The organism is Terrisporobacter hibernicus, assembly GCF_020809405.1.
Lineage (GTDB): Bacteria > Bacillota > Clostridia > Peptostreptococcales > Peptostreptococcaceae > Terrisporobacter > Terrisporobacter petrolearius.
Window position 1 is genome coordinate 2616817 of sequence record NZ_CP081135.1, and the last position, 26035, is coordinate 2642851.

The window sequence follows — 26035 nt, forward strand, 5'->3', positions numbered from 1 at the left end:
ATGCTTATTTTAGGATTAACTGGAAATATTGGATGTGGAAAAAGTAGTTTGTCTGCAATATTTATTGAGGAAAATATAGATATAATTGATGCAGATATTATTGCACGACAAATTTATGATGATGAAAAATTACTTAAGAAAGTATATGATACTTTTGGAAACCATATAAAAAATCAAGATGGTTCTTTAAATAGAAAGGCTTTAGGAAAAATAGTATTTAATGATGATGAAAAACTAATTCAACTTAACAAATTAACTCATCCAATGATAAGGCAAAATGTAAGTAATCAAATTGATGAGTATAAAAATCAGAATAAAAAAATAGTAATACTAGATGCAGCCCTACTTGTTGAGTCAGATTATTTAAATTTTGTTGATAAATTACTAGTAGTTACTTGTAATGAAGATATACAAATTGAAAGAATAAAAAATAGAGATAATTGTTCTACTGAGGAGGCACTTAGTAGAATAAAATCTCAAATGAGTCAAGAAAATAAGGCGAAATATGCAGATTATATAATAGATAATTCAGGTACAATTGACGAGTTGAAGAAAAAGGCTTTTACATTTTTGAATTATATAAAGGAGAATTGGAGTGTATAAGAAGAGTATTATAATCTTATCTGTTATTATAGTCTTAGGCGGAGCGATTTATTTAGAAGGCGGAAGAATAAAAACATTACTCTATCCCAAAAAGTACTCTGCATATGTACAGAAATACGCAGAGGAATATAATCTAGATGAAAATTTAGTTTATAGTATTATAAAAGCAGAAAGTAAATTTAATGAAGAAGCACTATCACGTAGAGGTGCAAAAGGTTTGATGCAAATTGCGGATGTTACAAAAGATTGGGCAATAGAAGAATTGGAGTTAAGTGATGATATAGATGTGTATGATCCAGAAACTAACATAAGAATAGGTTGTTGGTATCTCAACACTTTATACAAAGAATTCGGCAAAACTGACTTAGTAGTGGCAGCATACAATGGTGGTTCTGGAAACGTAAGAAAATGGCTATCAGATGAAGAGTTTAGTAAGGACGGAGAAAACTTACATACTATACCTTTTTCTGAAACTGATAAATACGTAATTAAAGTAAAGAAAAATTATGAGCAATATAATATGTTATACAGCAAGGAAGGAAGGAACTAATGAAGAAAAAATTAATAAAACTTCTAGCAATAGTTTTAACCATAGTTCTGGGAACTGTAGGATGTTCTAAAGAAAAAGAAAACAAAAATAATAATGATGAGATAAATGAGTTGAATATTCAAGAGTCTAACTATATTCATTTGACAATGTTATTTCCAACTACTATAAATCCCCTACTAAACAAAGATAAATCAGTAGGATACATAATGAATTTAATTTATGATGGTTTATTTGAAATTGACGAGAATTACAATGTGGAACAAAGGTTAGTTGAAAAATATACAAAGTCATCAGATGGAAAGAGTATAAATATTGAATTAAATCATGATGCTACTTGGCACAATAATAAAGAGGTAACTTCTAGTGATGTTAGCTTTACAGTTGATTTAATTAAAAAAACTAATGATAGTCCTTACTCAGACTTAGTAAAAAACATTGAGTCAATACATATAAGTGACAGTAAGAATTTTACTATTAATTTGAAAGAAAATGATCCTTTTGTAATAGACAAATTAACTTTCCCTATTGTTTCGAAGGAAAGGTTAGGTAACTTAAACACTGATGAAATAAGTCAGTATAAGTACAACCTTTTAGGAAATGGACCTTATAAAATAAAAGACTATGTTGATAGAAAATATATTATACTTGAGAGAAACGAAAAATATTTTAATAAGTTACCAGAAAATAGAAAAGAAATATTTGTGAAACTAGTTCCTGATAAGGAGTCACAAACAGAGATGGTCCTTGCCCTAGATAGTGATATTGCGAGCATAGATCTATCAGAATTAAGTAAGTTTGAGAAAAAGAAAGAGTTTAATGTTACTAACTATGAAGGTAGAGACTACGAAATGGTTATATTTAATTACGATAATGAATTTCTAAAAAATGTTAGTTTTAGAAAAGCCATAATTTCTGCCATAGATAGAGAGAAACTTTTGAAAGAAGCTTATATAGGAAATGCAACTTTATCATATTTCCCTCTTAATACAACTAGTAAATATTACAATAAAAACATTAATAACTTAGCATTTAATAAAGAAAAGGCCATAGAATACTTAACTGAGGGACTTAAATCAGTAAATGAATCTTTAGAATCGAAAAAACAAGCTGAGTCAAGTAAGCAAAATTCACAAAACTTACAAGGTGTAATAGAGGATAATTCTACAGGGTCATCTTCTAACTCAGAGCTTTCAAAAAAAGAAATGAAAGAAGTATTAAATCAAGTAGAATTAAACATCGTAGTATCTAACAGTAACGGTGAAAGAATAAAGGTAGCAAACATTATAAGACAAAATTTAGCCTCAATAGGAATTAAAAGTGAGATTAAAGAATTAAATGAAAAAGACTTAACTAAAGCTATTGATTCTAAAAACTATGATTTAGCAGTAGTTGGTTACTCTTTATCAAGTATTCCAGATGCTAGAGATATACTGGAATCGTGCAATATAAAAGATAAGGAAATATCCACATATATTAAGTCTTTGGGAAATTCTAATTCAGAGGATGAAACTAAAAAAATATATGATCAAATTCAAAAACATGTGGCTGAAAAAGCTTCATTTATATCTTTAGGAATACTAGATAATTTTATAGTATCTAATAAGAGACTTGAGGGAACTATTCATCCTAATGATTTCGATATTTATAAAGGAATTTCCAACTTACAAATGAGTAAATAAACTAAAAATAAGATAAATAGATATAAATAAAAAAGGAATATTTACATAAATATTCCTTTTTTATTTTGGGAATCTATAAATTGTATTAAAAAGATAGATGTATTATAATATAAAGGACTTAAAAAATAGATTTAGGAGGGGCAACATGGGAAATATAAACCTAGATTGGAAAAACTTAGGGTTTGATTATAGACAAACTGCTAAGAGATATGTATCTAATTATGAGCATGGAACTTGGGATGAAGGAATTTTAACAGAAGATTCAAATGTTGTTATTAATGAATGTGCAGGGGTTTTACAATATGCACAGACTTGCTTTGAAGGTTTAAAAGCTTACAGAACAGAGGAAGGAAAGGTAGTTATATTTAGGCCTGACCTTAATGCTGAACGTTTGGCAGACTCAGCAAGAAGACTGCATATGCCGATAATATCACATGAAAAGTTTTTAGATGCAATAGAACAAGTGGTGTTGGCAAATATTGATTTTGTACCACCATTTGGAAGCGGGGGTACATTATATATAAGACCATATATATTTGGAAGTGGATCAGTTATAGGAGTTAAACCAGATACTAAGTTCCAATTCAGAGTATTCACAACGCCTGTTGGGCCGTATTTTAAGGGAGGAGTTAAGCCACTTAGTATATGTGTAAGTGATTTTGATAGAGCAGCACCTCATGGTACAGGTCATGTAAAAGCAGGACTTAATTATGCTATGAGTTTACACCCACTTCAAGTTGCTCATGAAAATGGATTTGATGAAAATATGTATCTAGATGCACAAACAAGAACAAAGGTTGAAGAAACAGGTGGAGCGAACTTTATATTTGTAACAAAGGATAAAAAGATAGTTACGCCAAAATCTGATACTATATTACCATCAATAACACGTCGCTCTTTAATGTATGTAGCAAAAGAATACCTTGGACTAGAAGTTGAAGAAAGAGAAGTAGATGTGGAAGAGTTAAAAGATTTTACAGAATGTGCTTTATGTGGAACAGCAGCAGTATTATCACCAGTTGGGAAAGTAACACATAAGGGTGAAGAAATATGCTTCTCAAATGGAGTCACTGAAATGGGACCAATTTGTAAGAAATTATACGATACATTAACAGGAATACAAATGGGTAAAATAGAAGCACCAGAAGGTTGGATTAAAGTAATATCTGAGTAATTGAAAATATAAAAACATTAAGATAAAAATATTTGTTATGAAAACTATTTTGAATGCATTTGTCTTTAGGCAAGGTTCAAAATAGTTTTTTATTGCATAATTAGAACTAAAAATGTATTCATATAAAAACATTAGATTATAAATTCTGTAATTACAATGTAAAATATAGTGATTTTATGACGTATAATTGACTTTATTAAAATATAATGCTATCATTTTGGTAACATTTTACAAAATAATTATGGATTGAGAGGGAGAAAAATGGCGTATAAATGGTCAGATGATTTACTAACAGGGAATATGCAAATTGATACAGAACACAAAGAATTAATAAAAGCAATTAATGATTTGTTAGAAGCTTGCAGTAAGGGGAAAGGTAGAGCTGAATTGGAAAAAACAGTTAAATTTTTATCTTCTTATACAAAAACACATTTTGCTCATGAAGAGGCTTTACAAATGAAATATAGCTACCCTGACTATAATAATCATAAAAAATATCATAAACATTTTGTGGAACAAGTTGAAAGTATACATAAAAAACTTTTGGCAGAGGGTTCAAGTATTGTTTTGGTTGGGGAAATCAATAGTAAAGTTGGTAATTGGATAATTAATCATATAAAAAGAGAAGATGTGAAAGTTGCACAACATATAAAAAGTAAATCAAAATAATTTAATGAAAATACCTAGAGAAGTTCTCTAGGTATTTTTTACATGTTAGGAAATTATAGTTGAATTTACGCTGATGATAAACTCTGGAATTAAGTTATATCAACTCATTTAGAAAGTGTAAAAATGTATCTTTGAGCAACGGAGTTGCCTGAAGCGATAGCGAAGGCATCTCGTTGGCGACATGAGTGAAGCGAATTTTTTATATAAGAATTTATTGTTCACAAAATATTTATATTTAATTTAACTGTAACTTATGTATAAAATACTATACCTTAAGCAGACTTATTGATATTATATTTTTTAAGCACATATAATGAAAATAAGCAAGGGGAGAGGGAACTATTAATGATTAAAATAGCTATTTGTGATGATGATTTAATCATCCTTAATCATACGAAAGAAAAAATAGAAAATTACAAAATAAAAGATTTGCAAATATACTCATACAAAAGTGGAGAAGAATTGTTAGAAAGTGAAGAGAAGTTTGACATTATATTTTTAGACATAGATATGGGTGGGATTAATGGAATAGAAACGGCTAAAAAAATTAGGATTTACGATAAAAAAGTAAAAATAATTTATGTAACAAATTATACAGACTACACATCTTCTGCTTTTAGTGTTCACGCTTTTGGTTATTTAGTAAAACCCATTAAGGAAAAAGATCTTCATGAACAACTTGATGAAGCTTTATCCTATATAAAAGAAGAGGAAGAATTTTTAATAGACTTTATGACAGAAGGTGGATTAGTAAGAATAGATGTAAAGAAAATATATTATTTTGAATATGCATCTAGAAAAATACTTTTGAGAACAAGTGAAAAAACTCATATCATAAAAGATAAAATTTCAGCCATAAGCGATAAAATGAAAAGCTTTGGTTTTGAAATGCCTCATAAAAGCTTTGTAGTAAATTTGTATAATGTGAAATCTATCAAAGGTTATGACATTTATATGATGGATGAAAGTGTAATACCTTTATCTCAAAAAAAATCAAGTGAGTTTAGAAATGCTCTCAATATTTATCTTAGTATTCATATTGAGAAACAGATAAGGAGGTAGTGGAAATTAATAGTTATATTGACCTAATTGCATACTTAATATTGCCAATCATAGGAAGTGTATTTATTGTTTATGCTTGCTTTGATTTTATGAAAAAAGTAGATAGAAATATATATAGAAAAAAGATAGGTTATATATTTGCATTTGTACTATTTAATATTGCCTTATCATGTAGTGCCTTATCAGGAAGTATTTTAGTAAATATGATTGCATTTTTAAGTGGAATATTGATAATAGGACATTTTTTATATAATGATTCAAAACTTTATTTATTATATTATTGTATATTTGCTCTTTGTTTTTTATTTGTAGACTTATTGGTTAGTTTCTTTATCTCTTTTGTAATATCTTATGGAGGATTTCATTTTTCCAGTTTAGCTTATTTACAAATAACAGTAGTATTTTTAATTAGAATTATAGAATATGTTTACATAAAACTTTTTACAAATTTCATAAATAGACGAGAAGCTAAAATTATAAGCAAAATTCAGAGTTTTACTTTTTTAGTTATTCCTTTATTTAGCGTAATTTATATAATGACCCTAGTTTACTTATTGCAACTATATGCTGGATTTGTAGAAAGTGTTTTACTAGTTGCAAACGTAGTTTTAATATTGATTTTAAATATATATGTAACTCATATTTTTGATACTGTATCAAAGAACAATACTTTGCAAAATGAAGTTAAATTGTATCATCAACAAAGTGAGCTACAACACAAGTATTATGATAATTTGGAAAATAAATATAAAGAATCTCGTAAACTAATTCACGATGTAAGAAATCACTTACAATCTATAGAAAGGTTGTATGAAAATAAAGAAGAAGACTTGGCTAAGAAATATACAAATGATATTCATCTAATGTTAAACGAATTAAATCAAAAGTATTATACAAGTAATAGAATATTAAATATTATCTTAAATGATAAATATCAAATTATAAAAAAAACTAACATAGATTTTGATTGTAAAATAGGAGAGATAGATCTTGGCTTTATAAGAGAAATTGATATTACAACAATATTTGCAAACCTTTTGGATAATTCTATAGAAGCAGCAAAAAAAGTGGAAGATAACAGCTATATAAAATTTCATGTGAATAAATTTAATGATTTTATAGTTATAAATATAGTGAATTCCATTAAAGAAAAACCAATTATGAAAAATAATAAAATTAAAAGCACAAAAATTAACCATGATGGTTTAGGTTTAGAAAATATAAGAAAGACTTTGGAAAAATATGAAGGAAGTTTAGTCATTGATTTTAATGAAGATGAATTTAAAGTCAATATTGTAATTCCAAATTAATAGTTAGGAAGTGAATAAAGTGATTGAATTAGGAACTAAAATAGGTTTAGTAATAAGTGCTATAATTTCATTTGTGGTTCCAATAGTAATGCTTATTTACTACATGTTTTGCAAAAAACAAAAACTAAAACCTTTTATAGTAGGTGTTTTAGTTTTTTTTATATCTCAAATCATATTAAGACTACCCTTATTATCTTATGTGTTTCCAAATCAAATTTGGTATATGAGACTAAGTTTAAATCCTTATTTGCATAGTATTTTTTTAGGATTGACTGCAGGTATTTTTGAAGAAGTAGGGAGATATATAGGATTTAAATATTTCCTGAAAAATAATCAAAAATATGATGATGGACTTAGCTTTGGTTTTGGACATTGGGGGATAGAGGCATTATTTATAGTAGGAATAAATGCAGTTATTCTTTTATTTAGTCATAATTTACTTGAAGCTTCAAGTTTGAGTATAATAAATGCTTTTATGATAGGAATGGAAAGGTTATTTGTACTAAGTGTACATGTGGGATTTTCCATAATTGTATTATATTCTGTAAGACTAAACAAAATTTCTTATCTATTTATTGCTATTATCCTTCATGGAATAATAGATGGGGGAATAGGTATTTTATCACAAATATTTAATATGAAAACTATAGGGATTGAAATATATGTACTGATTTGGGGGTTAGTCTTTTTATATTTAATATATAAATTAAAATTGAGGTTTACTAAAATGGAGGAGTAAAATGAAAAAATTAAGATTACTTTTAATGATAACTTTAGGTTGTGTAATGTTAGGAGGGTGTTCTTCAAACAAATTAAGTGATGATTTTAATGAAGAGGAGTTAAAGACAACTACAAAAGAAGTTATTCAACGGTTATGTAATGAGGAATACGACAAAATAAAAGAAATGTCAGGAAAAGAATTAATAGATGCAGGAGTAACGGAAAAAATAAAAGAAGTTTGGGAACCTATGGCTAAAGATTTGGGAAAATTTCATTCTTTTGATAAAGAAGCAGTAGTAGGAAATGGAGATCAAGCTACAGTGGTAATTATATCTAAATTTGAAAATGGAAATGTTAAATTTACTATAAGCTACAATAAAGATATGAAGCTCACAGGATTTTATATTAAATAAATTATAAAATAATAAAGTACTTTATACAGTTAAAACATAGTTGACTATATAAGGTACTTTTTTGTAAAAAAAAGGCTTCTATTTATGGGGGAAAATAGAAGCCTAAATGGGGGAGATTGAGTATGTTTGATTTTATAGTACTAGTTTTACCAAAACAAAATAGTTTATACATAAATTCAAAACAATTTAATAATTTTCAATAAAAATCATATAATTAAATAAACCATAGATAGAAAATATTTAGCAAATTCACCAATTTAAAATTACTTGAATATAATAAGTAAGTATAAGATTGTTGATAATAAGGGGGAGGTATCATGGAATCTAGATATTATAAAGAAGATTTGAAAGATATGATACTTGATATGGCCCACAAAGAACTTGAAAATTATGTATCTCAAAAAGGCGCACAAAAATACTTTGAAGGAAATATAGATAAAGTCATAAATAATTATATAAAAAAAGTAAGTAAAGACTCAAATATTCAAAAAACCTATTTAAAAGTATTAAAAAATGGTGCATATCAAGAAAATATGGTTTCAGTAGCAAAAATTATTAGAAATCAAGAGCTATTTAAGTCAAAAGGAGAGTTAATAAAATTTGCTAACTACTTGGGAGTAAGTGTAAATAAAAAAAATTCTTACAATCAAATATTAAAAAAGGTTTCAAAGCATATTTATGGCAATAGAGGGTCATACTCTAAAAAATATGTTTTTTATAAAAGAAATAGTCAAGAATATGTATTAGAACCTGAAAAAATAAAAAAAGACTTAATAGAAAGTTATAAATCAAAAACTAGAGAAGATATGAAATCAATAGCAAAGCTTCTAAATATAAAAATAGTAGAAGAAGACTCTGCTGAAGACATAAGAAAAAAAGTAATTAATTATATAATAAAAGAGAAAGTTGCAAAGAAAAGTCATTAAAGTTAAAGACGCTATTGGCGTCTTTAATTTTTGGGCGATAATATAAAAAAATTGTGTAAAAGGAGTTGATCAAATATTAAGTTAAAAAAACTTTTTTTATTAATCTTAATTATAATTTCTAGTGTAATAGCTAGCAATGTTAATACAAATGAAGGAAGATTAAATACAGATTTAAAAATTGTAAGTTATAACATACATAGTGGTGTAGATAAAGATATGTTTCCAACTCTTTTTGATATTATAGATTTTTTGAAAAATTGTGATGCAGATATAATTTGTTTACAAGAAGTAAATGAATCTGCAAAGGTAGGATTTCAAGTGAGTAGTCTAAAGGAAGAATTGGGAATGAACTCTCACTTTGGTGCAAATGTAGTAAATTTAAATTCAAATTATGGACTGGTTACTTATTCAAAATATAGAATAATTAGGCAAAATCATGTATACCTGAGTAGTTCTAAGGAGCAAAGGGGTATATTACATACAGTCATTGATGTTAAGGGTAAGAATGTAAACATAATTAATGTTCACTTGGGAACAAATAAAGAAGAACAAGAAGAGCAGTTAAAGGAATTGCAAACTTTTATTGATGGACTTGGTAATGAACCTTATATCATAGCAGGAGACTTTAATGCGGCAGAGATAAATCTTGATGATAACTGTATAGATGTGGCAAAAACATTAGATAAATCAAATACTTTGACTTTTTCTTTAGGAATAGAAAGAATAGATTATATTTTTGTTTCACAAGATATTGTACCTATAAATTATAGGGTTATTATTAAAAAATTATCAGACCATTATCCGATTATTGCAAAATTGAGAATATAATAATAGAATATTGTAGTAATGTACAAAAAAATGTAATAATATTTAATTATACAAATATAGGATATTGTAACATATAAGGAGGAAATAATATGAAATTTACATTTTGCCATAATAACTTTAACGTACTAAATTTAGAAAAAAGTTTAGAATTTTATAAAAAAGCATTAGGTTTAAAGGAAACTAGACGTATAAATTCAGAAGACGGAAGTTTTGTTTTAGTATACCTAGGTGATGGAGTAACATCTCATAATCTAGAATTAACTTGGCTAAGAGATTGGGACAGACCTTATAATTTAGGAGATAACGAGTTCCACTTAGCATTGGAAGTAGAAGACTTTGATAAAGCTTACGAATTACATAAAGAAATGGGTTGTATTTGTTTTGAAAATAAAGCTATGGGAATATACTTCATAGCTGATCCAGATAATTACTGGATAGAAATATTACCAAAGAAAAAATAGAATGATAAAATTTGGGGGAGATAACTGTGAATACAAAAGTAATTACAGCTATAGGAGTTGGCACGCTAGCATTATCTTTAGGCCATTCTAGTGTTAGTGCACAGGAAAAAGGAACTGTTACAGTAAGTGCATTAAATATAAGAAGTGGACCAGGTACAGATACTAGCATAAAAGGTTGCTTGCACAAAGGTGATGTTGTAGCAATACTAGAAAAAAGTGATGGTTGGTTAAATGTTCAGTTACCCAATAAGGGAACTGGATGGGTCAGTGATAAATATATTCAAATAGAAAGTGCTAGTCTAAATGCAAAAATTAAATGCAAGGTTAGACTAAATGTAAGAAGTGGACCAGGCAAATCATATGAAATTAAAACTACTGTGAAAAATGGAACGATGCATAAAATAACTGACAAATCAAATGGTTGGTATAAAATACAGTTATCTAATGGAAATAGTGGTTGGGTACATGGATCTTATATTGAGGAGACAACGGGCAATGTTTCTAGTGATTCTAATGATTCTAACAATGATTCAAATAAACCTGAAGGAACTCCAGAAACAGAAGTTAATTTAAATGGAAAAGTAACTAGTAGTGTTAATTTAAATGTAAGAAGTGGACCGGGAACCAATTACTCCGTTAAAACTTATTTAAAACCTGGTCAAGTGGTATTTTTATTAAGTGAATCCAATGGATGGTACAAAGTAAAATTATCCAATGACACTATAGGATGGGCTTCATCTTCATATATATCTAAAAGCGATACTTATGGAAAATCAACAGATAGCTTAAATGTAAGAAGTGGGCCAGGAACTAACCACTCTGTTAAAACTGCTCTAAAAAAAGGTGAAGTAGTAACCATAACTAACAGCTCTAACTCTTGGTACCAAATAAAAACTAGTTCTAATATTACTGGATGGGTAAGTTCTAAATATATAAATATTACAACTGAATCACCAGGAGATAATACATCAGGAGATAATACATCAAGTGAATCTAAAAATGAATCAGTAGTGAATCTTGCTATGGCTCAATTAGGTAAGCCTTATGTATGGGGTGGAAATGGGCCAAACTCATTTGACTGTTCAGGATTTACAAGTTATGTATATTTACATGCAAGAGGAACATCTTTACCTAGGATTTCCTACGACCAAGCAAGGGTAGGAACTGCTGTAGGAACAAGTAACTTGAAAAAGGGAGATTTATTACATTTCGCTACAGTTACACCTGGAAGAACCTCACATGTGGGGATTTATATTGGAAATAACCAATTTATTCATGCCAGTGGATCTCAAACAAGACCAGATAAGGTGAAAATAGACTCTTTGTCTGGATATTATGGAAAAGTATTGCTAGGAGCAAGAAGATTTTAATAACATCAAAAGCTATGAAATTAGAAAAAATCTAAATTCATAGCTTTTTTTATAATTATATATAATCAAATTCATATCATAAATTGGACATCTTCTAAATATATATTAGTAAAACCATTTAGGAGGGGACGACTTATGAGCAAAAGAAAATTCTACAAAAATTTCAATAAGAGAAAAAGATTTAATGGAACGAGGGTAGTAACTGTTACCCTATGTTTATGTATTGTGGGTACTTATGCATACATAAACTTGAAGGATAAAGATTTTATGGACAAGTTGGGAAAGGTGAACGTAGTAAGTGCAATAAAAAATGCTTCAATATGGGATGGGGTTAAAAATTTATTTGATAAAAGCAAGGTTATAACTTCATCCACAATTGAGTCTCAGTTAAATGAAGTAGAAAAAGGAGATAAAGAGGACACACAAGAAAACTCTCAGGTAGCAAGTGTAAATGAGATGGTAGTATATACCATACAAGTAGCATCTTTAGAAGATAAAAATGATTTGAAAAAAATAGAAGAAGTTATGAATCAATATAAAATTCCATCATCAAGTATGACAATAGATAAGTCTGAAAAAATTCAAGTTTACTCTTCTTTTGATGAAACTAAGGTGAGAAACAACCTGGAAAAGACGAAAACATACTTCTCTGACTCTTTTTTAACAAAAATAGAGGTACCTATGCTATCTTTAGAATATACAGATGACTATTCTTATATGAAAGATATAGCAACTGGTTTAAATGATTTGATTGAAAATTATCAAAAAGAAGGTCAATATTGGGATAAAAATAAAAATGATTTATCTGCTTACAATGAAATTTTAACAAATCGAAAGACAATACTAGAAAATTTGAAAAAAAATACACAAAAAATTGACTATTCAAAAATGGATAAATTTAAAAATAATTTGATTTCTTACATAAATAACACACAAAATTATATTTTAACTTCATCAAAAAGCGCAAATGAAAATAAAGGTTATGTGAGTCAAGGTTTGTTGTTATCTTCTATACAACAGTATTACTTATTTGTACAATCAATGAAATAGTTAACGTAAAAAAAGGTTGTTGTATCAACCTTTTTTTATGTAATAAAAATGAAACATGCCAAAATGGAATGATTTATAAATTCTTAATTTTTTAAATTGATATATTAGTAACGGTTTAAAATGATTATCAGAATTAGCAAATTGGGATATTTTTTTAACAATTATTAACTTTTAAAAAATTTATAGTATACTATAGTTAATAGCATAAAAGTTAAAAACAGTTTGGGGAGGTAGTAAAATGAAGCTCTTAACATTTAAAGGAGGAATACATCCTTCATATAATAAAGAGTATACAAATCAAATCGCTTTAAAAAAAGCAGAGGCTCCAAAAGTAGTCTATATACCTCTACAACAACATATAGGTGCACCAGCAAAACCTATAGTTGAAGTAGGAGAAGAGGTAAAAAAAGGACAAAAGATTGGTGAACCTCAAGGGTTTGTATCAACTTATATTCATTCATCTGTTTCAGGAAAAGTTATTAGTATAGAAGAACATGAAATTCCAGGAGGAAAAGGAATTTGTGTTGTAATCGAAAATGACTTTAAAGAAGAATTGGATGAAAGTATAGGGCCAAAAGGTGAGCTAGAAACATTAGACTCAAAGGATATAATTAAGTATGTCCAAGAAGCAGGTATAGTTGGAATGGGTGGAGCGACATTCCCAACTCATGTTAAGCTTTCACCACCACCAGATGCAAATATTGATGTTGTTATTTTAAATGGGGCGGAATGTGAACCATATCTTACAGCTGACCATAGACTTATGGTAGAAAATCCTGAAGACGTTGTCTTTGGTATTAGAGTAATAATGAAGGCTCTAAACGTTAAAAAAGGATATATAGGTATTGAAGTTAACAAGCCAGACGCTATAGAAGCTATAACAAATGCTGCAAAAGGATTTAACGATGTTGAAGTAGTTGGTCTAGAAGTTAAATATCCACAAGGAGCAGAGAAACAATTAATATATGCTTGTACAGGAAGAGAAGTTCCATCAGGAGCATTACCATCAGCGGCAGGAGCTGTGGTTGATAACGTTGGAACGGCTGCTCAAATAGCGAAAACTATTAAAACTGGATTACCATTAATCGAGAGAATTACAACAGTAACAGGAAGCTGTATAAAAGAACCTGCAAACTTAGTAACAAAAGTAGGTACAGTAGTTTCTGAAATAATTGATCAATGTGGCGGATTTAAAGAAGATGTAAAAGTAGGTAAGTTTATAATGGGTGGACCTATGATGGGTATGACTCAATATACAACAAATGTAGTTACTAACAAAGGTTCTTCTGGTATTTTATGTATATCAGCAGAAGAAGCTAAAATAGATGAACCAAGTAACTGTTTAAGATGTGGTAGATGTACAGATGTATGTCCAGCATTTTTACAACCTTTATATATAAGTGCGAATTCTTTAAAAGGCGACTTTGAGAGAGCAGCAGAACATAGAGCTCTTGATTGTATAGAATGTGGATCTTGCTCATTTATATGTCCAGCAAGAAGACCGTTGGTAGAATCAATAAGAAATGCTAAAAGACAAATTCAAGCTATGAGAAGAAAACAACAAGCGGCTAACAAATAGTAGTTAGGGGGAAAAAATATGGAAAATAAGTTTATTGTATCATCATCACCTCATATTAGAAGCAATGAAGATACGTCTTATATAATGAAACAAGTAGTACTTGCCCTTGTACCAGCAGCACTTGCTGCAGTGTATTTTTTTAGAGCTAGTGCTTTATTCGTAATGTTCTTTTGTATACTGGGTACAGTTGGCTCAGAATTTTTATATCAAAAAATAACTAAACAAAAAAGTACTGTGGGAGATTTCTCTGCAGTAGTAACAGGATTATTACTTGCATTTAATGTGCCAGCATCACTTCCATGGTGGATGTGTATACTAGGTGGAGTATTTGCAATTATAGTTGTAAAAATGGTATTTGGCGGAATTGGGAATAACTTTGTTAACCCAGCTCTTGCAGGTAGAGCTTTTTTACTAGCATCATTTCCAGTAGCAATGACTGCTTGGACTAAAACTGGTGTAAACTGGGTAAGTACAGGAAGTTTAGATGCAGTATCAACTGCTACACCGCTTAGTTTCTTAAAAGCTGGCGCAGCTGGTCTTGAACCATTAAAAGAAAGTGGAGTATCACTTTTAGATATGGCTTTAGGTAATATAGGTGGATGTATAGGTGAAACATGTGCAATATTAATACTTCTAGGTGGAGTTTATTTAATTTATAAGGGAATTATTTCTTATATAATGCCAGTGTGCTATTTAGGTACAATATTTATATTAAGTTTCTTATTAGGTGGATTTAGTTTTGAATTCGCGATGTTCCAAATCTTAGCAGGTGGTGTTATGTTAGGTGCATTCTTCATGTTAACTGACTATACAACGTCTCCTATGACGAAAAAAGGACAAATTATTTATGCTGTTTTGGCGGGTGTCATTGCAACAGTAATAAGATTATATGGTGGTTATCCAGAAGGATGTTCATATTCAATATTATTAGCAAATGTTGTTACACCACTAATAGATAAATATGTTAATAACAGAGTGTTTGGGGAGGTGGCTAAGAGTGAATAGTATATTAAAATTAGGATTAAATTTATTTATTATTTGTGCCATAGCTGCAGGGCTTTTAGCTGGAACAAACCAAATGACTGCACCAATAATAGAACAAAGGAATGAACAGGCAAATGACGAAGCTAGAAAAATAGTATTGTCAGAAGCGAAAGAATTTAAATTAGTTGATAGTAATAAATATAAAAATAAATCTGATGTAAAAGTTGTAGAAGTTTATGAAGGTTTAAATGGGTCTGATGTGGCAGGATATACTATAAAAGTTCTTCCAAAAGGATATGGCGGAGAAATCGAACTTATGGTAGGTGTTAGCAAAGATGGAACTATATCAGGTGTTAAAGTAGGAAATATGACTGAAACTCCTGGACTTGGAGCTAAAGCTAAGGAAGAGCCTTTTTATAGTCAGTATGCAGGTAAACCAGCAACAGAACTTAATGTTATAAAAAGTGGAGCTGCAGGAGAAACAGAAATACAAGCGATATCAGGAGCTACTATTACATCTAAGGCTGTAACAAAAGGAGTTAATACAGCAGTAGAAATATATGAGAGTATTAATAAATAGGGGGACAATAGTATGAATCTAGGAAAAATATTTAAAAATGGTATTATTGACGAGAACCCAACCTTTGTTCAAGTTATAGGTATGTGCCCAACGCTAGCTGTAACAAGTTCTGCTGTAAACGGTATAGGTATGGGACTTTCTACAGCAGTAGTTTTAGCGTGTTCAAACTTAGCTATTTCATTGCTTAGAAAAGTAATACCAGATAAAATAAGAATACCAGCGTTTGTTGTTGTTATAGCAACATTCGTTACAATAGTTCAAATGGTTTTAAAAGCATATGTACCAGCTTTAGACAAAGCACTTGGATTATATATTCCGTTAATAGTTGTTAACTGTATAATATTAGCTCGTGCAGAAAGTTTTGCATCTAAAAACGGACCAGTAGCATCTGCAGTAGATGGTGTAGGAATGGGTCTTGGTTTTACAATAGCTCTTACAGCTCTAGGTGCAGTTAGAGAATTATTGGGAGCAGGATCAGTATTTGGATTTAGCTTATTTGGAGCTTCTTATCAACCAGCTTTATTATTTATACTACCTCCAGGTGCATTCTTAACTTTAGGATTCTTAATGGCACTATTTAATAAAGTAGTAAAGAAAAAAGCTTAATAGGGAGGAAAGTTAAATGAATTATATATTATTATTTCTAAGTATTGTACTTGTTAATAACGTTATAACATCACAATTCTTAGGTATATGTCCATTCTTAGGTGTTTCTAAGAAAGTTGATACAGCAGTTGGAATGGGGGTTGCAGTTACTTTTGTTTTAGCATTAGCCTCTGTGATTACATTCTTTATACAAAAAATATTAAATATAACAGATACTGGATACTTACAAACAATTGCTTTCATTTTAGTAATTGCTTCCATAGTTCAGTTTGTTGAAATGGTTATAAAAAAGATGAGTCCATCTTTATATCAAGCACTTGGAGTTTATTTACCACTTATAACAACAAACTGTGCTGTACTTGGTATAGCATTAGTTAATATACAAAAAGGGTATAATATAATAGAAACATTAATTAATGGTGCAGGTGCAGGTGTTGGTTTTACACTTGCAATAGTATTGTTTGCAGGAATTAGGGAAAGATTAGAATTAGCAGATATACCAGAATCATTCCAAGGATTTCCAATAACATTGATATCAGCAGCTTTAATGTCAATAGCTTTCTTAGGATTTACAGGATTAATACAATTATAAAGCAGGAGGTGATTTTGTGAGTATATTAAAAGCAATTTTACTTTTAGGTAGTTTAGGATTAGTTTTCGGAGCAATATTAGCCTATGCATCTAAAAAATTTGCAGTTGAAGTAGATGAAAAAGAAGAAAAAATACTTGAAGTACTTCCAGGAGCAAACTGCGGTGGTTGTGGATTCCCAGGATGTGGAGGATTAGCCGCTGCAATAGCTAAAGGAGATGCCCCAATTAATGGATGTCCAGTTGGTGGAGCGGTAGTTGCAGCCAAAGTTGGAGAAATAATGGGAGTAGAAGCAGGTAGTTCAGAAAAAATGGTAGCAGTAGTAAAATGTAGTGGTACTTGTGACAAAGCAAAAGACAAATATGAACATCAAGGATTAAAAGATTGTAGAGCAGCAGCAGCTTTAATAGGTGGTTCAAAAGCTTGTAGTGCAGGATGTTTAGGATTTGGAACATGTGTCTCTGTATGTAAGTTTGATGCTATTAAAATAGAAAATGGTGTAGCAGTAGTAGATGAAGAAAAATGTGTAAATTGTGGTAAATGTAAAGAAGCATGTCCAAAGGCTTTAATAGTAGAAAAACCAGCTAGTAAAGAAGTGTTTGTAAAATGTAATAGCCATGAATTTGGTAAAGCTGTAAAAGTAAAATGTTCAGCAGGATGTATTGGATGTGGAGCTTGTGCTAAAGCTTGCCCAGTTGATGCTATAACAATGGATAACAAGCTTGCAGTAATAGACCAAGAAAAATGTATAGGATGTAAAGTTTGTGTGGCAAAATGTCCAACAAAAGTTATATCAGGGGATATAAGTGACAGAAGAAAAGTTACTATAGACGAAGAAAAATGTATAGGATGTACTGCTTGTGCGAGAGCATGTAAATTTGGTGCAATAGAAGGTGAAAAGAAACAACCACACAAAGTTGACCAAGATAAATGTAAAGGGTGCCATTTATGTTTACCAAAATGTAAAAAGGGTGCTATGAGTTTAGTTGATGAAGAGATTAAAGCAACTAACCAATAACACATGTTATAAAATAAATGTAAAAATATTTTAAATATGGTTAAAATAAAGGTATGGAAATAATCCATACCTTTATTTTTTTTGTTAAAAATCAAACCATATAAGCTTTCTAATTATTTAGAAGAAAAAATTATAAATATAACAATTATGTAATCAAAAGACTCGACATTAACATTGAAATTTTTACAATATAATGATAAACTTAATTAGTACAAAATAATAGTACAAGGTGAGGTGAGAGAATGGATATAATCTTAGCATCGAAATCACCTAGAAGAAGAGAAATCTTAGAAAATACTAAGGTGAGATTTTCCGTAAAAGAAAGTCAAGTTGATGAAATTATTAAAGCAAATGAATCACCAAAAGAAACAGTAATGAGGCTTGCATATGAAAAAGCATTAGATGTGGCAAATAACAATGAAGAATCTTTAGTAATTGGTGCAGATACAATTGTTGTGATAAACAACCGAATTTTAGGAAAACCTAAAAACGAAGAAGAAGCATACGACATGATTAAGTTATTGTCAGGGAAAACTCATTATGTAATTACTGGTTTCGCTTTGATAAATTTAAGTTTGAACAAAAAAGTTATTGATTGTGAGGTTAGTCAAGTAACTTTTAAAGAATTATCCGAAGAATGTATAAAAGATTATTTGAATACAAAAGAGTCTTTAGACAAAGCTGGAGCTTATGGAATACAAGGGTATGGAGGATTATTAGTTAATAATATTCAAGGCGACTATTTTAATATAGTAGGTCTTCCTATATCAAAAATAAGTGACTGCTTGAAGGATCACTTTAAAATAAATCTTTTTTACGGAGGTTGATTCAACTGAAAAAGTCTTCTAATTCATTAATGACAATTAGAGATATGACATTAGAAGAAAGACCAAGAGAAAAAATGATTCTAAATGGCGCAAATAGTTTATCTGATGCAGAGTTATTAGCCATACTTATAAGAACTGGGACTAAAGAATCAAATGCAATTCAACTAGGCCAAGCTATTATAGACAAAGCTGATAATATCAGATACTTACAAGACTTAACTTTTGAAGAGCTAAAAAGCATTCATGGTATAGGACAAACTAAAGCACTTCAAATTAAGGCAGCCCTAGAATTAGCTAGTAGGATAGCATCATATAAGCCTGCAAAATATAAAGTCAAAAACCCTTGGGACATATATAAATACTATATGGAGAGTTTAAGATATCAATATAAAGAAATTTTTAAGGTAGTTCTTTTAAATACTAAAAATGAAATAATAACTGATGTGGACATTTCTGTGGGAACTCTAAATTCATCCCTTGTTCATCCTAGAGAAGTTTTTAGAGAGGCAATAAGAAGAAGTAGTAATAAGATTATTTTATTACATAACCATCCATCTGGAAACTGTGAGCCTTCAAAAGAAGACAAAAACGTAACAAGCAGGCTGAGAGATTGTGGGGAAATTGTGGGCATAGAAGTTATAGATCATATCATAATAGGGGACGGAGTTTATTTCAGTTTTAAAGAGAATATGTTGATTTAATAAGAATAAAAGTAAGGAAGGTGCATGAAAATGGCAAAGGAAAAGAAGGAAAAAAAAGGTTATAAATCTTTGTTTGGATTTGGAAAAATGACTAAGGATATGGGTATCGATTTAGGTACTGCAAATACATTAGTTTATATAAAAGGACAAGGAATAGTAGTAAGAGAACCATCAGTTGTTGCTATAAGAGATGATAGCAAGCAAGTTTTAGCAGTTGGTGAAGAAGCAAAAAGAATGATAGGTAGAACACCAGGAAACATAGTAGCTATAAGACCAATGAAAGATGGAGTTATAGCTGATTTTGATGTTACTCAATCAATGTTAAGTTACTTCATACAAAAGGCTGCAGCTAAAAAGGGTGTAGTGTCTCCAAGAATAGCTATATGTGTGCCTTTTGGTGTAACAGAAGTTGAAAAAAGAGCAATAGAAGAAGCTGCAAGACAAGCTGGAGCGAAAGATGCATTCTTAATAGAAGAACCAATGGCAGCTGCAATAGGAGCTGGACTTAGAATAGAAGAACCAGAAGGAAATATGGTAGTAGATATCGGTGGTGGTACTTCTGAAATAGCTATAATATCACTAGGTGGTATAGTTACAGCTAAATCAATAAGACTTGGTGGAGATGAATTAGACGAAGCTATAGTTAGTTATGTAAAAAAAGAATACAGCTTAATGATAGGTGAGAGAACTGCAGAGAATGTAAAAATCACAATAGGTTCAGCTTACAAAGAAGGCGAAGAAGTTGAAATGGAAATAAGAGGTAGAGATTTAATATCTGGTCTTCCAAAAACTATGCAAATATCTTCATCAGAAGTAAGAGATGCATTAAGAGAACCTGTTAATTCTATAGTAGATGGAATAAAATCTACACTAGAAAAAACTCCACCAGAATTAGCTTCAGACATTATGGAAAATGGAATAATGTTAACTGGAGGAGGAGCTTTACTTAAAGGGCTTGATAAATTAGTTAAAGAAGAAACTGGAATGCCGGTTAAAATAGCAGAAAATCCACTAGACTGTGTTGCTATAGGTACAGGTAAATCAGTAGAAGATGCAGAAATATTTGAAAAAGTACTAATGATGAACAATAAAAAGTAATGAAGTAGGTGCTGACCTTGAAGTTTGAAAAGAATAATAAAAACAAGAAAAAGGTTAATTTTAAAGTGATAGCAACAGGTGTAGTTGCTATCACTTTAATTGGAATTGTAGCTATGTCTATTGGAAGAACCGGCGGGAGTAACCCTGCAGGTTCAAATGTTGGAATGACTACAATATCTACCATAGGAAGTACTATTAATAGTGGATTTACCTTTGTAAAAAGTGGATTTGAAAATATAATTAATTTTCAAAAAAATGCCAAAAAGGCTGAAAGTTTAGAAAAAGAAAATAACAAATTACAACAAGATGTAATTGATTTGCAAAGCAAATTAGATGATGTTCAATCTCTACAAAGTTTAAAAACTGCACTAAACTTTGTAGATGAAAAATATGTAGCTAAAACTTTATCTGCCAAGGTAGTTAGTAAGAACGATGGAAATTGGTATACAAGTTTTGTTGTATCTGCTGGTAGTAAAGATGGGGTGAAAAAAGACAGTTTAGTTATGAATGGTAATGGTTTAGTAGGTATAGTATATGAAGTATCTGAAAACTATTGTAAGGTTATTTCTTTACTAGACACAAAATCATCAGTAAGTTTTAAGTTAGCAAAGAACTCTGAATTTAAGGGTATTATTACGTATGGTGAAAATGTAGACGAAAAAACAGACTATAGAGACAATGGGTTACTACAAGGACATATGTTTGACTCTACTTATGATGTATTACCAGGTGATGTAGTTACAACATCAGGCCTTGCGCTATTTCCAGAGGGAATTGTAATAGGTAAAGTAGAAAAAGTAATTGAAAATAAAAATAACTCATTAAAATATGTAATAGTAAAACCAAATGTTGATTTCAAAAATATAGACGATGTAGTAATCGTTGAGCCAAGAAATATAAATTAGAGGGGGGTATCTAAAATGAAAAAGATTTACCTTTCTCTTTTGGGAATAGCTATACTGATATTAGAAAATAGTATAACAAATTATATAAGTATATTTGGAGTAACAATAGATTTTCTTTTGATTTTCCTAACAATTATATCTTTGTATCTAGATGAGCTTGAGATAGGTATAATAGGAGCTATATTAGGTTTATTGAAAGATATAACTGTTGGTGGCATATTTGGATTAAATGGTTTAGTTTATTTTTTGATATGTTATACCATTAGTTACTCAAGAAAAAAAATATACAAAGAAAGTAAAGTTACTATATTTACGCTGATTTTAGCAACAACTATATTTAGCTCTGTGCTTAATATATTAGCATCTATTGTTGTATATAATAGTTTCACTCTTACTAGATTAATAATAAGAGGTATAGTAATATTACCAATTTTAAATAGTATAATAGCCTTAATCTTATATAAGGCTTTTGATAAGTCAATATTAAAACTTAAAGAAGATTAGTTGGTGATTTAATGGATGAAAAGAAAATTAATGAAAGATGTAAGGTAATAAAAAATGTATTTCTTTTTGCCTTTGCAGCTATAATAATCAAAATTTTATATATGAATATAATTAAATATGATTATTATACAGATTTAGCCGATAATAAAACATATAAAGAAATTACTGTAAAAGCGGCTAGAGGGGAAATAAGAGATAGATATGGAAGAATATTAGCAGGAAATGAAAATCAGTTTACTGTTCAAGTATCAATAAATGAATTAACAAAAAATGATACAAAGGAAGATAAGTCAGAAGGAAACAATATTTCTTTAAAACTTATCAATTTATTAGAAAAAAATAAAGAAAAGTATACAGATGAGTTTCCAATAATAATAGAAGATGGGAAATATTATTATACTTATGATGAAAATATAAGACAATATAAGGAAGAAAATAATATTCCACAGGATTTAAATGCCAAGGAAACATTTTATTATTTAGTAGATCAATTAATAGCAGATGGAAAGTTAGCAGAAGAAAATAGAAACTTAAAGCCGGCAGATCTACAGAAAAAAGTGAATGAAGCAGGATATTATCCTCCAATACTTGTATCTACTTGGACATTTACAGAAGATAGAGAGAAGAATGACTGGCTTGAAGGGTACAAAGTAGACAAATGGATGAAAGAAAAGAAAATAGATTCTAGTAAACCTGATGCAGAGGTAGCATTTAAAGCAGTTAGAGATTACTACTTAATAGATTCAAGTTTAAGTGATTCAGAGGCTAGAAAAATACTTATAGTTAGAGATCTTATAAAATCTCAGGGTTATACAAAATATAAACCAGTAACAATAGCAAAAAATATAAGTGAAAATACAATAGCAACAATTGAAGAGATGGCTATTGAGCTTCCTGGAATATCTGTGTCTAATGAGCCAGTTAGGACCTATCCTAACGGGAATTTGGCGTCACATGTTCTTGGATATTTAGGGAAAATACCTTCAACTCAAGAAAAACAATATCTAGAGAATAAGGAAGAAAAATATTCCAAAGATGACATAGTAGGTCTTGCTGGAGTGGAAAAAACTCAAGAAAGCAAATTACATGGGACAGATGGATATAAAAAAGTTAAAGTTGATGCTGTTGGAAACATAACAGAAAATCTAGAGGTAACTGAGCCTATTTCAGGAGATACAGTATATCTTACTCTTGATAAAGATTTACAAGAAGTAACAGAAAAAGCTTTAGAAAAGACACTTAAAGCATTACGCGATGGTGGAGTTTATGAAAGTGATTATGGAGATGTAAGTGTTGCAGGTGGCAATCCAAATGCAAAATCAGGTGCTGTTATAGTTACAGATGTAAATACTGGTGAGGTTTTAGCTTCAGCGTCTTATCCATCATATGATCCGAATTTATTTGTATCTGGAATATCTTCAAAGGATTATAATAGCTTACAGCCTAAAAACGCAAATGACTTGCTTGCACCAGCACCACTGTTAAACTTAGTTACTCAAGGTGTGTTCCAACCTGGTTCAACATTTAAAATGATTACAGGTATGGCAGCGCTAGAGAATGGATTAAATCCAGAATATAGCATAAACGACCCAGGTGTTATTTGGATGGGTTCTGGTTCATCAAAAAAATCTTATGGTGATGCCATATGGAATAAAAGTAGAACCAATCATGGGATTGTAAATCTTTATAAAGCCATACAAGAATCTTGTAATATTTATTTCTATACTATAGGTACAGGAGAAAATAGAATTGGTGGAGCAGATCCTAATGCAAAAATAGGTCCAGAACAAGTTATGGAATATGCTAAACTATTTGGTTTAGATGATTACACTGGATTATATGAAGACTTAGGCAGTGAAAGTAAGGGTACAGTACCTAGTGAAGAAGCTAAAATTGAATCTACAAAATCTATGTTAAAAACATATTTAAATAAAGTTATGAAAAATAGTTTTACTGACATAACTAAGGATAAAGATCCTGAAGAGTTTGCTGCAAGAATTCAGCAAATAGCAAACTGGTGTGAGGAAAAAACTACACCAGAAAAGGCTGAAGTTTTAAAAAGATTAGCAGAACTTAAGGTAAAAGAAGATGATTTAGAACCTTTAGCTGATCAAATAGTATATACGTACTTGAGATTCTCTAAATGGACTGTATCAGATGCATTTAACTTGGCTATTGGCCAGGGTGAAAATGCTTATACACCAGCTCAAGTAGTTAGATATATTTCAGCCATAGCAAATGGAGGAACTTTAAATCAACTATACGTTATTCAAAAGTCTATATCACCTGACTATAGTAAAGTAGATATAAAAGAACCTGAATCTGAAAAAATAGATTTTAAAGATGATGATAACCTAAAAGATTTAATTATAGGTATGAAAAAAGTTGTTACTGAAGGTACAGCAAAGAAAGTATTAGGAAATCTTGGTGTGCCTATAGCAGCTAAGACTGGTACAGCACAAAAGAGTACAAAAATACCAACAGATAATGAGTATGAATACTTAATGAGTCATTTATCATCATACAATGTAAATAAAGATGAAGTGTTAGATGTATATCATAAGTTAAGAGCAGAAAGAGAAGCAGAGTTAACTAAGGCTAGAATTGCTGAAATTAAAGAACAAATAGGAAGTAAAGATATTGATGATGAAACTAAGGAAGCACTAGAAAAAGAATTAAAAGAAGGTGTTTCTGAGAAATTACCTGAAGATAATGATAGAATAAATGCAGCTTATTTAAGAAGGGCAATAAAAGAGCTTAATCACAAAATTACAGATGAGGATATAGATGCATTTAAAGAAACGTATGGAGACTTTGGTTGGGCAGTATCTTACGCTCCAGCAGATGATCCAGAAATAGCAATATGTGTTGTAATACCGCAAGGTAACTCAGGGACTTATGCAACATTGCCTATGAAGGATATTATAGGACACTACATGGGTCTAAGAGGTAAATCTTCTAATGATACAAATAATACAACAGACAGCAAAGACAAAGAAGACAACAATAATTCAGAAGAAGATAACATAAATTTTTCGACACAATTGAAAAAATAAAAGGTGATTAAGATATTTATGAAGAATATATAAATAAACTAATATCACTCTGGAGGTTGTTATGTCTTTTAGTGAATATTCCACAGAAGAGCTTATAGAGTTTAAAGGAAATAAAAAAGGGCTTATTATTAATATTAAAAAAGTAGCACCCTTTGAACATGTAGAAAAAAGTATAATAGATAGATTGGAAGAAAATGTTGGATTTTTTAATGGGGCAAAAATTTATCAGATTAATTGTGACTATCTAAATGATATTCACATGATGATGATTAAAGAATCTATTACATCTAAATTTGACATAGAGTTTGTAGAAGAAGAAAAAGAAACTTATATTAACGCTTTCGAAACAAAGTATGTGGATGCTATGAGATCTGGGGAAAATGTAGTCTTTGATGGAGATGTTGTAGTAATGAGTGATATGAACCCTGGTTCACAAGTTAGTTCCACTAGAAATGTTGTTATTATGGGTAATATGTATTCTGGAGCTAAAGTAGTTGCTAATGGGAATATTGTAGTAATGGGTGAAGTGCGAGGGTTTGTTCATGCAGGAGCCAAAGGAAATAATTCGGCTTATGTTATAGCAAATAATTTAAATCCTAAAATACTGCAAATAGCAGATAATATTGCAGAGGCGCCAGAGGATGATTATGAAGAATCTGAAGATGATAAAAAAATTATTCCTGGGATAGCCTTTGTGAGTAAAGACAGGATTGTTATTGAAAGCTTTTTACCTAAAACTTTAAAAAACAAGGAAATATATAGGGGGTAGTATA

At 29.8% G+C, this 26035-nt stretch carries 27 protein-coding genes; all 27 read left to right on the forward strand.

The window, feature by feature from the left end; genetic code table 11:
• The 27 genes from coaE (at window position 1) to JW646_RS12840 (ending at window position 26031) form a co-directional block, all read left to right on the forward strand.
• Entirely contained in the window at window positions 1-603 is a 603-nt protein-coding gene (coaE, locus tag JW646_RS12710; RefSeq protein WP_074914704.1) for a dephospho-CoA kinase, read from the forward strand.
• Complete coding sequence (locus JW646_RS12715) at window positions 596-1153, forward strand: lytic transglycosylase domain-containing protein (RefSeq protein WP_228415373.1); 558 nt, start codon at window positions 596-598, stop codon at window positions 1151-1153. The genes coaE and JW646_RS12715 overlap by 8 nt, the downstream gene beginning before the upstream one ends.
• Window positions 1153-2832 carry an ABC transporter substrate-binding protein gene (locus tag JW646_RS12720; protein ID WP_228415374.1) on the forward strand — a complete coding sequence of 560 codons (1680 nt, stop codon included), beginning with the start codon at window positions 1153-1155 and terminating at the stop codon, window positions 2830-2832. The genes JW646_RS12715 and JW646_RS12720 overlap by 1 nt, the downstream gene beginning before the upstream one ends.
• A gap of 145 nt (window positions 2833-2977) precedes the next feature.
• Window positions 2978-4006, forward strand: coding sequence for a branched-chain amino acid aminotransferase (locus JW646_RS12725; RefSeq protein WP_228415375.1), 1029 nt, complete (start codon window positions 2978-2980; stop codon window positions 4004-4006).
• Between the two features lie 261 nt (window positions 4007-4267).
• On the forward strand, window positions 4268-4675 hold the full coding sequence (locus JW646_RS12730) for a bacteriohemerythrin (RefSeq protein ID WP_228415376.1): 408 nt from the start codon (window positions 4268-4270) through the stop codon (window positions 4673-4675).
• A gap of 345 nt (window positions 4676-5020) precedes the next feature.
• The gene (locus JW646_RS12735) at window positions 5021-5737 is read left to right on the forward strand and encodes a LytR/AlgR family response regulator transcription factor (RefSeq protein WP_228415377.1); all 717 of its coding nucleotides are present in this window, start codon (window positions 5021-5023) and stop codon (window positions 5735-5737) included.
• Entirely contained in the window at window positions 5737-7047 is a 1311-nt protein-coding gene (locus JW646_RS12740; protein WP_228415378.1) for a sensor histidine kinase, read from the forward strand. The genes JW646_RS12735 and JW646_RS12740 overlap by 1 nt, the downstream gene beginning before the upstream one ends.
• 19 nt (window positions 7048-7066) lie before the next feature.
• Window positions 7067-7786 (forward strand): YhfC family glutamic-type intramembrane protease, encoded by a 720-nt coding sequence (locus tag JW646_RS12745; protein ID WP_228415379.1) that lies wholly within the window; start codon window positions 7067-7069, stop codon window positions 7784-7786.
• Window position 7787: 1 nt separating this feature from the next.
• Window positions 7788-8180 carry a DUF3887 domain-containing protein gene (locus tag JW646_RS12750; RefSeq protein WP_074914719.1) on the forward strand — a complete coding sequence of 131 codons (393 nt, stop codon included), beginning with the start codon at window positions 7788-7790 and terminating at the stop codon, window positions 8178-8180.
• Window positions 8181-8497: 317 nt separating this feature from the next.
• Window positions 8498-9106, forward strand: a complete 609-nt coding sequence (locus JW646_RS12755; protein ID WP_074914721.1) for a hypothetical protein — start codon at window positions 8498-8500, stop codon at window positions 9104-9106.
• Window positions 9107-9298: 192 nt separating this feature from the next.
• Window positions 9299-9934 (forward strand): endonuclease/exonuclease/phosphatase family protein, encoded by a 636-nt coding sequence (locus tag JW646_RS12760; protein WP_228417388.1) that lies wholly within the window; start codon window positions 9299-9301, stop codon window positions 9932-9934.
• A gap of 89 nt (window positions 9935-10023) precedes the next feature.
• Window positions 10024-10395, forward strand: coding sequence for a VOC family protein (locus JW646_RS12765; protein ID WP_074914725.1), 372 nt, complete (start codon window positions 10024-10026; stop codon window positions 10393-10395).
• Window positions 10396-10421: 26 nt separating this feature from the next.
• The gene (locus tag JW646_RS12770; RefSeq protein WP_228415380.1) at window positions 10422-11765 is read left to right on the forward strand and encodes a C40 family peptidase; all 1344 of its coding nucleotides are present in this window, start codon (window positions 10422-10424) and stop codon (window positions 11763-11765) included.
• Window positions 11766-11900: 135 nt separating this feature from the next.
• Complete coding sequence (locus JW646_RS12775; protein ID WP_074914729.1) at window positions 11901-12815, forward strand: hypothetical protein; 915 nt, start codon at window positions 11901-11903, stop codon at window positions 12813-12815.
• Window positions 12816-13053: 238 nt separating this feature from the next.
• Window positions 13054-14394 (forward strand): electron transport complex subunit RsxC, encoded by a 1341-nt coding sequence (gene rsxC, locus JW646_RS12780; RefSeq protein WP_148556076.1) that lies wholly within the window; start codon window positions 13054-13056, stop codon window positions 14392-14394.
• 18 nt (window positions 14395-14412) lie between these two features.
• On the forward strand, window positions 14413-15399 hold the full coding sequence (locus JW646_RS12785; protein ID WP_074914733.1) for an RnfABCDGE type electron transport complex subunit D: 987 nt from the start codon (window positions 14413-14415) through the stop codon (window positions 15397-15399).
• On the forward strand, window positions 15392-15958 hold the full coding sequence (locus tag JW646_RS12790; RefSeq protein ID WP_074914735.1) for an RnfABCDGE type electron transport complex subunit G: 567 nt from the start codon (window positions 15392-15394) through the stop codon (window positions 15956-15958). Before JW646_RS12785 ends, JW646_RS12790 begins: the two co-directional genes overlap by 8 nt.
• Window positions 15959-15970: 12 nt before the next feature.
• A complete protein-coding gene (gene rsxE, locus JW646_RS12795; RefSeq protein WP_074914737.1) occupies window positions 15971-16564 on the forward strand; it encodes an electron transport complex subunit RsxE in 594 nt (197 codons plus the stop codon).
• Between the two features lie 16 nt (window positions 16565-16580).
• Window positions 16581-17156 carry an electron transport complex subunit RsxA gene (gene rsxA, locus JW646_RS12800; protein ID WP_074914740.1) on the forward strand — a complete coding sequence of 192 codons (576 nt, stop codon included), beginning with the start codon at window positions 16581-16583 and terminating at the stop codon, window positions 17154-17156.
• 16 nt (window positions 17157-17172) lie between these two features.
• Window positions 17173-18171, forward strand: coding sequence for an RnfABCDGE type electron transport complex subunit B (locus JW646_RS12805; protein ID WP_148556080.1), 999 nt, complete (start codon window positions 17173-17175; stop codon window positions 18169-18171).
• Window positions 18172-18413: 242 nt separating this feature from the next.
• Window positions 18414-18998 (forward strand): Maf family protein, encoded by a 585-nt coding sequence (locus JW646_RS12810; protein WP_074914744.1) that lies wholly within the window; start codon window positions 18414-18416, stop codon window positions 18996-18998.
• Between the two features lie 44 nt (window positions 18999-19042).
• Window positions 19043-19699 (forward strand): RadC family protein, encoded by a 657-nt coding sequence (radC, locus tag JW646_RS12815; RefSeq protein WP_175487684.1) that lies wholly within the window; start codon window positions 19043-19045, stop codon window positions 19697-19699.
• A 30-nt stretch (window positions 19700-19729) separates the two neighbouring features.
• Window positions 19730-20797, forward strand: coding sequence for a rod shape-determining protein (locus tag JW646_RS12820; RefSeq protein WP_074918956.1), 1068 nt, complete (start codon window positions 19730-19732; stop codon window positions 20795-20797).
• 8 nt (window positions 20798-20805) lie between these two features.
• Entirely contained in the window at window positions 20806-21702 is an 897-nt protein-coding gene (mreC, locus tag JW646_RS12825) for a rod shape-determining protein MreC (protein ID WP_228415381.1), read from the forward strand.
• A gap of 15 nt (window positions 21703-21717) precedes the next feature.
• Window positions 21718-22206 (forward strand): rod shape-determining protein MreD, encoded by a 489-nt coding sequence (gene mreD / locus JW646_RS12830; protein WP_074914748.1) that lies wholly within the window; start codon window positions 21718-21720, stop codon window positions 22204-22206.
• An 11-nt stretch (window positions 22207-22217) separates the two neighbouring features.
• Window positions 22218-25262, forward strand: coding sequence for a penicillin-binding transpeptidase domain-containing protein (locus JW646_RS12835; RefSeq protein WP_228415382.1), 3045 nt, complete (start codon window positions 22218-22220; stop codon window positions 25260-25262).
• A 61-nt stretch (window positions 25263-25323) separates the two neighbouring features.
• On the forward strand, window positions 25324-26031 hold the full coding sequence (locus JW646_RS12840; protein ID WP_074914751.1) for a septum site-determining protein MinC: 708 nt from the start codon (window positions 25324-25326) through the stop codon (window positions 26029-26031).
• The last annotated feature ends 4 nt before the right edge of the window (window positions 26032-26035 follow it).